Annotated in this window: 13 protein-coding genes; all 13 read left to right on the forward strand. The window is 63.9% G+C overall.

Translation table 11 applies throughout. From position 1 onward, the window contains the following. Nucleotides 1–49: 49 nt before the first annotated feature. Nucleotides 50–1,006 carry a lysophospholipid acyltransferase family protein gene (locus AC11W3_RS07540; protein WP_484090101.1) on the forward strand — a complete coding sequence of 319 codons (957 nt, stop codon included), beginning with the start codon at nt 50–52 and terminating at the stop codon, nt 1,004–1,006. Between the two features lie 8 nt (nt 1,007–1,014). Continuing rightward, a complete protein-coding gene (locus tag AC11W3_RS07545) occupies nt 1,015–1,740 on the forward strand; it encodes a phosphatase PAP2 family protein (RefSeq protein WP_484090100.1) in 726 nt (241 codons plus the stop codon). Between the two features lie 88 nt (nt 1,741–1,828). Next, a complete protein-coding gene (locus AC11W3_RS07550) occupies nt 1,829–2,098 on the forward strand; it encodes an AbrB/MazE/SpoVT family DNA-binding domain-containing protein (protein WP_484090099.1) in 270 nt (89 codons plus the stop codon). 307 nt (nt 2,099–2,405) lie between these two features. Next, nucleotides 2,406–3,185, forward strand: coding sequence for a lipopolysaccharide kinase InaA family protein (locus AC11W3_RS07555; protein ID WP_484090098.1), 780 nt, complete (start codon nt 2,406–2,408; stop codon nt 3,183–3,185). A gap of 3 nt (nt 3,186–3,188) precedes the next feature. Beyond that, the gene (locus AC11W3_RS07560) at nt 3,189–4,226 is read left to right on the forward strand and encodes a glycosyltransferase family 9 protein (protein WP_484090097.1); all 1,038 of its coding nucleotides are present in this window, start codon (nt 3,189–3,191) and stop codon (nt 4,224–4,226) included. Between the two features lie 10 nt (nt 4,227–4,236). Continuing rightward, complete coding sequence (locus AC11W3_RS07565; protein ID WP_484092749.1) at nt 4,237–5,553, forward strand: 3-deoxy-D-manno-octulosonic acid transferase; 1,317 nt, start codon at nt 4,237–4,239, stop codon at nt 5,551–5,553. Then, nucleotides 5,550–6,614: a lipopolysaccharide heptosyltransferase II gene (waaF, locus tag AC11W3_RS07570; RefSeq protein ID WP_484090095.1), complete on the forward strand. Its 1,065-nt coding sequence runs from the start codon at nt 5,550–5,552 to the stop codon at nt 6,612–6,614. Before AC11W3_RS07565 ends, waaF begins: the two co-directional genes overlap by 4 nt. Nucleotides 6,615–6,762: 148 nt before the next feature. Further along, nucleotides 6,763–7,833 carry a tetraacyldisaccharide 4'-kinase gene (gene lpxK / locus AC11W3_RS07575; protein WP_484090094.1) on the forward strand — a complete coding sequence of 357 codons (1,071 nt, stop codon included), beginning with the start codon at nt 6,763–6,765 and terminating at the stop codon, nt 7,831–7,833. A 16-nt stretch (nt 7,834–7,849) separates the two neighbouring features. Next, nucleotides 7,850–8,020 (forward strand): Trm112 family protein, encoded by a 171-nt coding sequence (locus AC11W3_RS07580; RefSeq protein WP_484090093.1) that lies wholly within the window; start codon nt 7,850–7,852, stop codon nt 8,018–8,020. A gap of 105 nt (nt 8,021–8,125) precedes the next feature. Continuing rightward, nucleotides 8,126–9,181, forward strand: a complete 1,056-nt coding sequence (locus AC11W3_RS07585; RefSeq protein ID WP_484090092.1) for a glycosyltransferase family 9 protein — start codon at nt 8,126–8,128, stop codon at nt 9,179–9,181. After that, complete coding sequence (locus AC11W3_RS07590) at nt 9,171–9,959, forward strand: glycosyltransferase family 2 protein (RefSeq protein WP_484090091.1); 789 nt, start codon at nt 9,171–9,173, stop codon at nt 9,957–9,959. Before AC11W3_RS07585 ends, AC11W3_RS07590 begins: the two co-directional genes overlap by 11 nt. Further along, nucleotides 9,956–11,056 carry a glycosyltransferase family 9 protein gene (locus AC11W3_RS07595; RefSeq protein ID WP_484090090.1) on the forward strand — a complete coding sequence of 367 codons (1,101 nt, stop codon included), beginning with the start codon at nt 9,956–9,958 and terminating at the stop codon, nt 11,054–11,056. The genes AC11W3_RS07590 and AC11W3_RS07595 overlap by 4 nt, the downstream gene beginning before the upstream one ends. Further along, the coding region (locus AC11W3_RS07600) for a glycosyltransferase family 2 protein (protein WP_484092750.1) at nt 11,053–11,907 on the forward strand (855 nt) is incomplete at its 3' end. The genes AC11W3_RS07595 and AC11W3_RS07600, both read left to right, overlap by 4 nt.

The raw sequence follows: 11,907 nt of genomic DNA on the forward strand, positions 1-11,907 counted from the left end.
ACAACGGGCAGGAGGTGGATGGGTTCAATCCCATCGAGTTAAGGTAATTATGTCCAACGCTTCAAAACAGCTCCGCAGGTACCTGGAGACTGCGCTTTTCCTTACCGTCTCCTTCGCCGTGGCGCTGGTCCCCGACAAGATGGCACTCTCCTTCGGGCGCTGGCTGGGGCGGCTGTTCTATCTCCTTCTGGAGAAGAGGCGGCAGGTCGCCATCGACAACATCGCCCGGAGTATCCCCTACCTCGAGCGGCAGCCGGGCTGGAAGGGGGAGAGCCCCGAGGCCCTGGCGCTGGAGACCTTCGAGAACCTGGGGCGCTGCGTGGCCGAGGTCTGCAAGCTCTACCACGGCCGCGGCCGGCGCATGATCGAGGCCGTCGAGTTCCGGGGGCTGGAGCATTACCGGGCCGCCATGTCCAAGGGGAAGGGGCTTGCCTTCATCACCGCTCACTGCGGCAACTGGGAACTCCTGGCCCTCTCCTTCGGGGTGCGCTTTCACGCACTGTCGGTGGTCGCCAGACCGCTGGACAACAAACACCTGAATTCGGTGACCGAGCGGATCCGGAAGTCGTACGGCAACGGAGTCATCTACAAGTCGGGCGCCCTGCGGGCCATGTTCGCCGCCTTCAAGAGGCAGGAGATTGTCGGGATGCTGATCGACCAGGCCGTGCAACCTGACGAGGGGGTGCTGATCGATTTCCTGGGACGTCCGGCCTGGGCCACCAGGCTCCCCGCGCTGATTGCCCGCAAGAGCGGGGCTCCCATGGTCCCGGCTTTCATCCACCGGGAAGGAGACCGCCAGATCGTAACCTTTCACCCCGAGTTCATCCCGTCCCAGGCCAGCGACCCGGAGCTCTGCGCGGTCGAGGACGCCGCGGGACTGGCCCGATATCTCGAGGATTACATCGCCAAGCATCCTTCCCAATGGTACTGGGTGCACAAGAGATGGAAACGGGCCCCGGAGCCCCAACAAACGGCAGCAGCCTCGCCATCTGCCGGACCTGCGTGAGAACTGCCATGACCAGCCGTCCCTATCTCAAAGACCTTCTCCTCCCCCTGATCCTCCTGCTCGTCCTGTCGACATTGATCGCCGCCACCGGGTTCGACCTATCCCTGGAGCGGCGTTTTTATGCGGCGGGCCCGGGATGGATCTACGCCGAGCTGAACCCGTGGAAGTCCCTGTACCGCTACGGCGTCTTCCCCGCCTATGTCCTTGCCGGAGCGTCGCTGATGGTCCTGGCCGGAAGCTTCTTTTCGGCCCGCGCCTACCTCTACCGCAAATGCGCCCTCTTCTTCGTGCTCCTCATGCTCCTCGGTCCGGGGCTCCTGGTGAACAGCGTGCTGAAGGAGCATTGGGGACGGCCCAGGCCCCGCCAGATGCAGATCTTTGGGGGAGACCGCAGCTACCACCAGATCTGGGAGCGAGGCGAGGCGGGGAAGGGGATGTCGTTTCCCTCCGGTCACGCCTCGGCGGCCTTCTACCTCATGGCGCCCTACTTCGTGCTGAGGAGGTCGTCGCGCAGGTGGGCCGGCCTCGCGCTGGGGGGTGGGCTCTCTTACGGCCTCCTGATGGGAGTCGCCCGCACGGTGCAGGGCGGCCACTTCCCGAGCGATGTCGTCTGGGCCGGAGGCTGCGTGTACCTGGTGGGGCTGATGCTCTATTATCTGCTTGGGCTGGACCGGGGAGCGCTGCTGGCGCCGAAGGAGGACGCTGTCGACGTTGCGGCTGAACCGGCCGAGTGACCGCCGCTGACCTTCTCCCCTCCTTGGGCTATATTTCCCCACCCAGGGCACGCCAGCGCTGCTATGCTTCCTTCTGGAGGTGTCAATCATGCTTGTCCGGACAGATGCGAGAAGGAGAATAAAGTTACCATCGACTTTGAATATCAAGCCAGGGGATGCTCTCGACTTGCAAGTGCTGGACGATGGGTGCATCATCCTTGTTCCAGTTGAACCAATCCCCCGTCACCAACTATGGGCCTGGACCACGGAAACAAAAGAAGCAGTTGCAGCCTCACTTGCTGATCCGCGTCCCTCTCTCTCTGCAGCATCAGCGAAAGAGGCCGAAGAGATCGCAAAGAGGTGGGTTGGTGAGGAATGAGATCCAGCCGACGCCCTTCTCTAGTCCTCGTCGCGTTGCACGTCCAGCACGACAAGGCTTATCGAAGATAGATTACTCCAAACCCTCGCCCGTCACCGTCTTGAGCAACCCTCGCCGCTCGTCCCTCCTCTCTTCCCACGGTTACTCTATCGAATCCGAAAAGCCTTGACTGGGCATTAGTTAGGGTGATAAGAGTAATCGCTTTTAGGTTTTTACCATTACCCATTTAATTTCAGCAGGTTAGTTCCGGCTAATCCGCTTTGTGCCCGAGCCGACACTGCAGCACCACGGCGAAGGGGGAGCGCGTTTGAGAAGAGGAGTTTCCACCTCCGGTGCGGCGCCTGACGGTTACCTGAGTCTCACGGTAGATGGGAAGCGCGCGCTGGTGCGGGATTGGGCGGCGGAGGCGGTCGGTGAGGCCCTTCGATCGGGGACCCTGTACCAGTGGGCTTCCGCCCAAAGATCTCCCGACCTCATGCGGGGGCGGGGAATCAGCTACGGTGTCCAGCTCCCGTCCGGGGGGGGCGTCGGGAAATCGACGCCGGTGGTGGTTCGGCGCAACCGGCACGGCGGCCTGCTACGCTTCTTGACCGGCGAACACTTCCTCCTCCCGACCCGGGCACCGCTGGAGCTGGAGGCCGCACTGCGGCTGGCCGCGGCGGGGGTCCCGACTCCGGAGGTTATCGCCTGCGCGGTCTATCCCGTCGCCGGCTTCTTCGCCCGCAGCGATGTCATGACCCGGCGGCTCCCGGCCGGAGATGACCTTCCCGCCGTGTGGAGAGAGGCGGATGGCGCCGCGCGGAATGCTCTCATTGTGGCGGTCGGTGAATTGCTGCAGCTCTTGCGCAGTGCCGGGGCATGGCATGCCGATCTCAATCTGAAGAACATCTACATAGCCGGTACGGCCGACGCGCCGCAGGCCTACCTCCTCGATGTGGACCGGGTGACCTTTCCCGGGGCAGGTGGGGTTGGCGTGCTCAATTTCGAGCGGCTGGCCCGCTCCGCGCGCAAATGGCGGGAGCGCTGGGGACTTGATTTTGACGAGGACGCGCTGGCCAAGCTTCGCTTCCTCGCTTTGGAGAAATAAGTAATGCGATTTGCTACAGACCGCGTCTGTATTGTCATGATGAGTGCCGTGGGTGACGCGGTCCACGTTCTGCCGGTGCTGCACTCCCTCAAAAGTGCCAACCCCGCCTGCAAGATAACCTGGATCCTCCAGCCCGGTCCGGCCATGCTGGTCAAAGGGCACCCGCTGGTGGATGAGATAATCCTCTTTGACCGCAGCAAGGGAACCCGCGGTTTTCTGGACGTGCGCGACCAGTTGCGGGACCGCCGCTTCGATCTCGCCATCGACCTGCAGGTCTACTTCAAGGCCAATATCATCCTTTCCTTCGTGAAGTCGCCGGTGAAGCTCGGCTTCGACTTCGCCCGTGCCCGCGATCTCAACTGGCTCTTCACCTCCCACCGCATCCCGAAACATGCCATGCAGCACGTGCAGGACCAGTACCTCGAGTTCTGCGACTATATCGGGGCCCCGACCACCCCGGTCACCTGGGGGCTTGGTCCCTGGAACGACCAGGAGCGCGAGTGGCAGCGCAACTTCTACTCCCAGTTGGAGCGCCCGGCGGTGCCCATCGTCGTCGCCACCAGCAAGGCGCAGAAAGACTGGCTCCCCGAGCGCTGGGCAGAAGTCTGCGACGCGCTCTGGGCCGACTTCGAGCTGCAGCCGGTGCTGGTCGGAGGAAAGTCGGAGCGCGAGGTTAACGCCGAGCGGATCATCATGGAGAAGACCAGCCACAAGCCTCTCAGCGCCCTGGGCAATGGCGGCCTGCGCGGGCTGGTCGGGATCTTCGACGGGGCCGCCCTGGTGATCTCTCCCGATACCGGGCCGCTGCACATAAGTGTCGCCCTCGACCGTCCCGTCGTTTCGCTCATCGGCTACTCCAATCCCAAGCGCGTCGGGCCGTACCGCAAGTTCAGGGACCTTATGATCGACGTCTATGGCGAACCCGGCGAGGACTACCCGATCTCCATGGAGAACCGTCAGGACCGGATGCCGCGCATTACTGTGAAGGACGTGCTGGAGAAGGTTGAACTGTGGCGGAGCACGTACGGGGACAGTAAGTAGGTCGACTGCAATGTTCTATCTCGCATACAACTTAGTCACCTCTTTGCTGCTCCTGCCGGTGACGCTGTTTCATTTCTACCAGAAGCTTCGCGGCTCGCGCCCTCCCGCTCTCTCCGAGCGCCTGGGGACCATTCCGCAGGCGCAGCTGCAAAAGATCGGGAAGAGGCCGGTGATCTGGGTGCACGCCGTGTCCGTGGGCGAAACGCTGGCCGCGCGGCCTCTGCTGGACGCACTGCGGGAGCGGTACCCCGACCATGCCATCCTCCTCTCCAGCAGCACCGCAACCGGGCGCGAGATCGCAGGGCGCATGCCGGGCATAGACGCCACCATCTGTTTCCCTTTCGACTTCCTTCCCGCGGTCCGTCGTGCGCTCGATACCGTGAAGCCTGAGCTGATCGTGATCATGGAGACGGAAGTCTGGCCGAACTTCACCCGTGAAGCGGCGCGCCGGGGCATCCCGGTGGTCCTGGCCAACGGCCGCATTTCCGACCGATCTTTCGGGCGCTACCTCAAATTCAGCTGGGCGTTCCGGCCGGCCCTGCAGCTCTTCTCGGCCCTGGGAATGCAGAGCCAACTGGACATGGATCGCATCGTCGCCATAGGCGCAAAGGCTGAGGACACCCTGCCGCTGGGAAATCTGAAGCTGGACATTCCCTTCCGTACAGTCCCGGAGAGCGAGAAGACGGCGTTGAGGGAGAGCTACGCAATCCCCGCCGCTGCCACCGTGGTTACCGCCGGAAGTACCCGCCCCGGGGAAGAGGAGATCCTGCTCGACGCATACCGGGAACTCCTGCCCGAGCGTCCCGACCTCTTCCTGGTACTGGTACCTCGTCACCCCGAACGGGCCAACGAGGTGGCGCAGCTTCTGGAGCGAAAAGGCCTGTCGTACCGTCGCCGCACCGAGCTCCCCAGTTCGGCCGCTGCCTTTGGCGCGGGCCAGGTCCTCCTGGTGGACACGGTGGGGGAACTGATGAAGCTGTACGCGCTCGCCGACCTGGTCTTCGTCGGTGGCAGCCTGGTGCCGACGGGGGGGCACAATCTGCTGGAGCCGGCTTCGCTTGGTGTCCCGAGTGTCTTCGGCCCACATATGAACAACTTCAAGGAGATATCGGCTCTGGTGCTTCACTGCGGCGCCGGTATCCAGGTGGCAAATCGCGAGGAGGTCGCAGCGGTCTTCCGGGGCCTTCTCTCAGATGGGGAGCAGCGTCGGATGCTTAGCCGTAACGCCCTCAGGATGATGGAAGAAAACGGCGGGGCAACGAAGAGGCATATGGAGATCGTGGCCCGTTATCTGCCGATATCCGAAGCCAAGGGGGCAGCCGCGTGAAAAGCCTCGACCGCGGCCGTGTCCGCAAGATATTGATCCGCTCCGTCAACTGGCTGGGCGACGCCGTCATGATTACCCCGGCCATCGGCGCCATCCGCAGGCACTTCCCGGAGGCGGAGATCACCGTGCTGGCCAACCCGCTGGTGTCGCAGATGTTCGCGACCCACGACTCTGTGGACCGGGTGATCACCTTCGACCGTGCCCTGCATCGCGGCTTGACGGGGCGGTTGCGGCTGGCCGCCCAGCTGAGGAAGGGGGGCTTTGACCTCGCGGTGATCTTCACCAACTCCTTCGAAGGAGCGCTGATTCCCTGGCTGGCGGGAATACCGTTGCGGCTGGGGAAGAACAGCGACGGACGCGGAGTGCTGTTGACCCATTGCTGGCCGAAGAGTTTGCAGAACACCACGGAACACCAGGTTCTCAATTACCTCGACATGCTCAAGTTCTTCGGGATACCTTCGGGCCCTACGGTGCTGAGCCTGCAGACCACGGCCGACGAGGATCGCGACATAGCTGAGCGTCTCGCTGCCGGCGGCATCGGTCCCGGGGATTTCGTCCTGGGGATAAATCCCGGCGCCACCTTCGGGTCGGCCAAGCGCTGGTATCCCGACCGCTTCGCAGAGACTGCCCGCGAGCTCTCCCGGCGCTGGGGCGCAAGGGTGGTGATTACCGGCGGCCCCGCCGAAACCGAGATGGCCGCCCGTATCGAGGAACTTCTCCCCGCCGGATGCGTGAACCTCGCCGGCGCGACTTCCGTGCGCGGGTTGATGGCGCTGATCAAGCGCTGCAATTTCTTCATCACCAACGATTCGGGCCCGATGCACATCGCTGCGGCCTTCGACGTCCCGCTGGTGGCGATCTTCGGATCGACCGATCACCGCACCACCAGCGCCTTTTTCGATAAAGGCGTCATCGTGCGGCACGAGACGGAGTGCGCCCCCTGCATGAAGCGGGAGTGCCCGACCGACCACCGGTGCATGACTGCCGTCACCGCAGGCGAGGTCATCGAGGCGGCTGATGGTCTTTACCGCCGGTGCGGCGTGGTGAAACGTGAATGGTGAAAGGTGAAGGGTGAAAGGTGAAAGGTGGGATCTTACTTGCGAAGCTCTGCCCGCCGGCCTGCCCGTAGGAGCGCCCTCCGGGCGCGAACAGCCGCGAGTCCTACGATGTTGGAATATCCGTCACAGGTAAAGGCGTGAAAGGTGAAAAGTGAAAGGTGAAAGGTATTTCCGCGAGCTGGTGGCGGGGCAGCGCAAGAGAGTGGCTGACCGGCTCCTATGGCGCTTGCTAAAGGTGCTGGCTGTCGTCTACGCTCTCCTGCTGAAAGCGAGAGCCGCGGCCTACCGGATCGGCATCTTCCGCTCCTACCGCCTCCCGGTGCCGGTCGTTTCCGTCGGCAACATCACGCTGGGCGGAACGGGGAAGACCCCGATGGTCGCCTGGATCGCCAGTCACCTGATCAGGCAGGGCAAGCGGGTCGCGGTCCTTTCCCGCGGATACGGAGGTTCTGCCCGGGGCGCTGTGCGGATCGTCTCTGACGGCAATTCGATCGCCGTTTCGCCGGAGGAGGCTGGAGACGAGCCGTACCTCCTGGCGAGGAAGATACCCGGTTTGATGGTGGTCATCGGCGCCGATCGGCGCCAGGCGGCCATGACGGCAATGAAGGAGCTGCAACCCGACGTCTTCATCCTGGACGACGGCTTCCAGCACCTGCGGGTGCGGAGGGATCTGAACATACTCCTGCTCGATGCCGCCCGCCCCTTGAGTAACGGGGCGACGCTCCCTGCCGGCTTCCTGCGTGAGGCGCCGGGCGCGGCGGCCCGGGCGGACCTGGTGGTCTTCACCCGGAGCGGCGAAGAAGTTCCGGAACCGGTGCCGGGGAAGCCTTCCTGCCGCTCCAGGCACCGCCTAGCCGGGCTGGTGCCCCTCTCGGGCGGCGAGGGGCGCGGCTTCGATGCCATTCCTCCGGCGGCGCGGGTGATGGCCTTTTCGGGCATTGCGGACCCGGGCTCTTTTTTCGACGGCCTGGAGTCGGAGGGCGTTCGCCTGATCGCCACCCTGGCCTTCCCCGACCATACTCCGTACGGCGAGGAGGAAGTGGCCGCCATACTGCGGCTGCGGGACGCCTCGAGGTCCACGGTGCTGCTGACCACGGAAAAGGACGCCGTGAAGCTTCTCCCGGTCGCCGACAGGCTGGGGCAGTGCTACGCCGTATCGCTGGATCTGGAATTTTCCGACCCCGCAGTCATCGAGGCTGCCATCGCGAAGCTGTGGAAGTGAACCGGAGGTCTTTCTTATGAAACTCGACGAGAAACTGCTGCAGATCCTGGCCTGTCCGCGCTGCAAGGGAGCGCTGCAGGAGGAGGAGACTTCACTCCTATGCCCCAGGTGTGCCCTGCGCTATCCCGTCCGGGAGGGGATTCCAGTCCTCCTCGTGGAAGAGGCAGAGGAAGTGAAGCAGCCCTGACCGTCTAGCCGTTACCTGAAGAGCCGCATCCTTAGGGAGCCCTGCCGCCGGCCCGGCGTCTGCACTGTCGCAAGAACTTCCCCCGCAGTACGAAAAGATATGTCCATGCGTGTACTGGTAATCAAAACATCGCCCTTGAGCGAGATCATCGATGCCCTCCCCGTCCTCGACTACCTGCACCAGGCGGTGCCGGAGGTCGAGATAGACTGGGTCGTGGAGGAGAGCCTGGCGGAGGTGCTGGAGGGCAATCCGCTCCTCGCCCATCTGCACACGGTCGGCAGCACCCGCTGGAGAAGCCTCCCCCACGCGCTCGAAACGGTACGCGAGATATCGGCCCTGAAGGAAACGCTGGGAGAGGGAGATTACAAGTTTGTTTTCGACCTGGACGGCACGGTCAACAGCGGTTTGCTCAGCCGCCTTGCCGGGGCCTACGACCGGATCGGCTTCGAGCGGAGGGATGTCGCGCAGCGCGGCAACCTACTTTTCCCCATGCGCCGCGTGCCGTTACGCCGCCAGGACACGCACCTCACTGACAAATGCCTTCGTCTGGTGAGCGTCCCTTTCCCCAAGGCTTTTCAGCACATGGAGCTAGGTTGCACGGTAATCACCCTCCCCGAGGACGACCTCGCCGCCGAGGCCCTGCTGGCCACCCTCTCCGACGGGCTGGTCTTTCTCCTGGAGTGCGGTGGTGACGAGCAGACCAGGCTGTGGACGCAGCAGGGGTGGGTGGCATTGGGAAGGCAGCTGGCAGATTCCTTCTCCGACAGTACCATCCTCCTCCCATGGGCCGGGGAGGCCGAGAAGGGCCTGGTGACCGAGGTCGCGAAATCGGTGCCGGGCGCCAGGGTGATCGAACGCCGCTCGGTAAAGGGGCTTGCCGCGCTCCTGAAAAGGGTCGATCTGGTAATCGGCGCAGACAACGACACCGTGCATCTGGCCGCGGCCCTGGGGACGCCGACCGTCTCCTTTTACCGGGCCACGGATGGACGGCAGAGCGGGCCCCGGGGGGAGCGGCATGTGGTGGTGCAGTCGCCGATTCATTGCACCCGTTGCTTCCGGACCCGCTGCGACAAGGACGCCCATTGCCGCGCCACCATCAAGTCGGAGGCGCTCCTTGCGGGAGTGGTCAAGCTGTTCAAGGGAGGGCCTCATGGCCAGTAAGCTCTCAGTGGTAGTGATAACCAAGAATGAAGAAGCCAACATAGCTGCCTGTCTGGAGGCGGTCAGTTGGGCGGACGAGATAGCGGTCATCGATTCCTTCAGCGAAGATGCCACCGTCGCCATCGCCTCGCGCTATACCGACAAGGTGGTGCAGCGGGCCTGGCCGGGGATGGTCGGGCCGCAGCGGAACTTCGGCCTCGACCTGACCACGGGCGAATGGGTCCTCTTCCTGGACGCGGACGAGCGGGTCACCGGGGAACTCAAGGAGGAGATCCTTGTTCTGATCGGGAGCCCCGGGGAAAGCGGCTACGCGGGTGCCGTGATCCCCCGCAAGAACTACTTCTTCGGCAAATGGCTGAAGTGCTCATACCCGAACTACACCAGCCGGCTCCTGCGCAGGGGAGGGGGGCGTTACAACGAGGTCCCCGGACACGGCTTCGACACCATGCTGTTCGCGGACAAACCGGTGCTCAAGCTCAAAAACCCCATGATCCATTGGACCGGGGAGACCCTGGCCCAGAGGGTGAGGAAGCTGGACTTCGACTCGGGCCTGCAGGCGGAAGAGAAGTTCCGCGCCGGCCAAAGTTGCGGCTCCTTCGGCATGTTCTGGCACGGCATCCTCGCCTTCTTCAAGATCTTCATCTTCAAGAGAGGTTTCCTCGATGGCGTCGACGGTTGCATCTACGCCGTCCTGGCCGCCTTCAACACCTTCCTCAAATATGCCAAGCTCCGGGAACTCCACGCCAGCCGGGAGCCTCGTCAGGGGCAGCAGCCATGAAGCGGGAGATCGGATCGAGGCTCCGCGGCAGCAGCCGCATCCTCGCCATAAAGCTTCGCTACGTAGGCGACTGCATCTGGGCGCTCCCCTTCCTGGAGAACCTCAAGGAGAACGTCCCGGCCGCATCGATCACCGTGGTAGCCAACGAGGGGAGCGAGGGTATTTTCCTGACGAACTCCTACGTGGACCGGGTGATAACCTATCCGCACCGGGAGATAAAAGGGGGAGGGATGGCCGGAGCCCTGGCCTTTCTGCGCTTCCTGAGGGAGGTGCGCAGTGTCAGGGCCGATGCCGCCATAGAGCTGACCGATTCGGACAAGGCCGCAGCCATCGCCTTCCTCTCCGGAGCCAGGACCCGCGCGGGTTTCCACACCAAGTTGCGTCCTCGCCACCGCCTGCTCAATCACCTGGTCCCCATCACCAGCCACCACTGGGTTCCCATCAACCTGGAATTCCTCTCCGGGCTCGGCCTGCGGGTCTTCCACCAGGAGATCCACAACAGCACGCCCAGGAGCGCCTTCGACTCCCTGGCGCTGAAGTGCCCTGCAGTTACCGGGAAGGGGACACGGAAGATGGTCCTGGTGCATCCCGGAGCCAGGGTGGCGCTGAGGCAGTGGGGTAGCGGCAATTTCGCCCGCCTCTGCGACCTCCTGTCCGGGCAGTTCAGCGTCTTTCTGGCGGCGGGCCCGGGGGAGCGCGCCCTCCTCGACGAGGTGGTCTCCGCCATGAAGAGCACTCCCGCCTTCGCCTCCTCCGAACTGAACCTCCAGGAGTTCGCGGCACTCTCTGCCAGCTGCGACCTCTTTGTCGGCAACGACAGCGGACCCATCCACATCGCTGCGACCAAGACCTTCGTGGTGGGGATCTACGGTCCGAATTCCGATGCCCTGGCGGGGCCATGGACGTCGAGGAAGTACGTCTTCGAGGACGCTTCCTTGAGCTGCAAGACCACCTGTTCCCATCTCCAGTGCACCAATGAAGAGTTCCATGCCTGCATGGTGGGGATAACTCCCGACCTCGTCTTCGAAAAGATCACCCAGATACTGCTCCCGGCCGAAGCGATGGCCTCGGTGCGGGATCCGAAGGAACCCATATGACCTCCACAGCTTCCACGGCTGCGCCCTCTCCGACCCCAGACGCTTCGGCGGCGCCAGGCCGCCCGGTCACCATCGTCATTCCCCTCTACAACCAGCTGCACTTCACCAAGATCTGCCTCGACAGCCTCGTCGGGGACATCGCCGGCGGCGTCCGCGTCATCGCCATCGACAACGGCTCCAGCGACGGCACCGGCGAGTACCTCGGCACCCGCAGCGACGTGGAGGTGATCTGCAACGCCGAGAACCTCGGCTGCGCCGGGGCCTGGAACCAGGGGGTGAGGACCAGCCGCGCCGAATGGACCATCATCCTCAACAACGACACCATCGTGGCTCCGGGATGGATCGCGGGGCTCCTCTCTTTCGCCGAGGAGCGCGCTCTCGACGTGGTGAGCCCGGCCATACGCGAGGGGGAGTACAACTACGACATCGCCGATTACGGCACCCGCTACACCTCGGTGATGGGCGGGGTCGCCCGGCTGGGAGAGGCCCACGGCGTCTGCTTCATGGTCCACCGGCGCGTCTTCGATGCCATCGGAGGCTTCGACGAGAACTTCCGCATCGGCCAGTTCGAGGATAGCGACTTCTTCCGCAGGGCGCGCATTGCCGGCTTCCGGCTTGGCACCACCGGCCGCTCCTTCATGCACCACTACGGCTCCGTCACCCAGGACTCCATCCGCAAGCGGAAGGGGTGCAGGCCCTACGAGGCCGAGAACCGCGCCTACTTCCGCAAGAAGTGGAAGCTCTGCTGGTGGCGGCGCAAGGCGGAGCGGATGGTGAGCACCGTGCGCTGCATCGCCTGGCGCACCTCCGAGCGTGTCCGCTTCGGACATTCGCTGAAGGAGAAATGGGTC

The sequence above is a fragment of the Geomonas sp. genome (assembly GCF_056994735.1).

Bases quoted from the DNA above. Each gene is read 5' to 3' on its own strand.
- AC11W3_RS07540 (WP_484090101.1), top strand. From the start codon at position 50: ATGTCCAACGCTTCAAAACAGCTCCGCAGGTACCTGGAGACTGCGCTT.
- AC11W3_RS07545 (WP_484090100.1), top strand. From the start codon at position 1,015: ATGACCAGCCGTCCCTATCTCAAAGACCTTCTCCTCCCCCTGATCCTC.
- AC11W3_RS07550 (WP_484090099.1), top strand. From the start codon at position 1,829: ATGCTTGTCCGGACAGATGCGAGAAGGAGAATAAAGTTACCATCGACT.
- AC11W3_RS07560 (WP_484090097.1), top strand. From the start codon at position 3,189: ATGCGATTTGCTACAGACCGCGTCTGTATTGTCATGATGAGTGCCGTG.
- AC11W3_RS07565 (WP_484092749.1), top strand. From the start codon at position 4,237: ATGTTCTATCTCGCATACAACTTAGTCACCTCTTTGCTGCTCCTGCCG.
- AC11W3_RS07580 (WP_484090093.1), top strand. From the start codon at position 7,850: ATGAAACTCGACGAGAAACTGCTGCAGATCCTGGCCTGTCCGCGCTGC.
- AC11W3_RS07585 (WP_484090092.1), top strand. From the start codon at position 8,126: ATGCGTGTACTGGTAATCAAAACATCGCCCTTGAGCGAGATCATCGAT.
- AC11W3_RS07590 (WP_484090091.1), top strand. From the start codon at position 9,171: ATGGCCAGTAAGCTCTCAGTGGTAGTGATAACCAAGAATGAAGAAGCC.
- AC11W3_RS07595 (WP_484090090.1), top strand. From the start codon at position 9,956: ATGAAGCGGGAGATCGGATCGAGGCTCCGCGGCAGCAGCCGCATCCTC.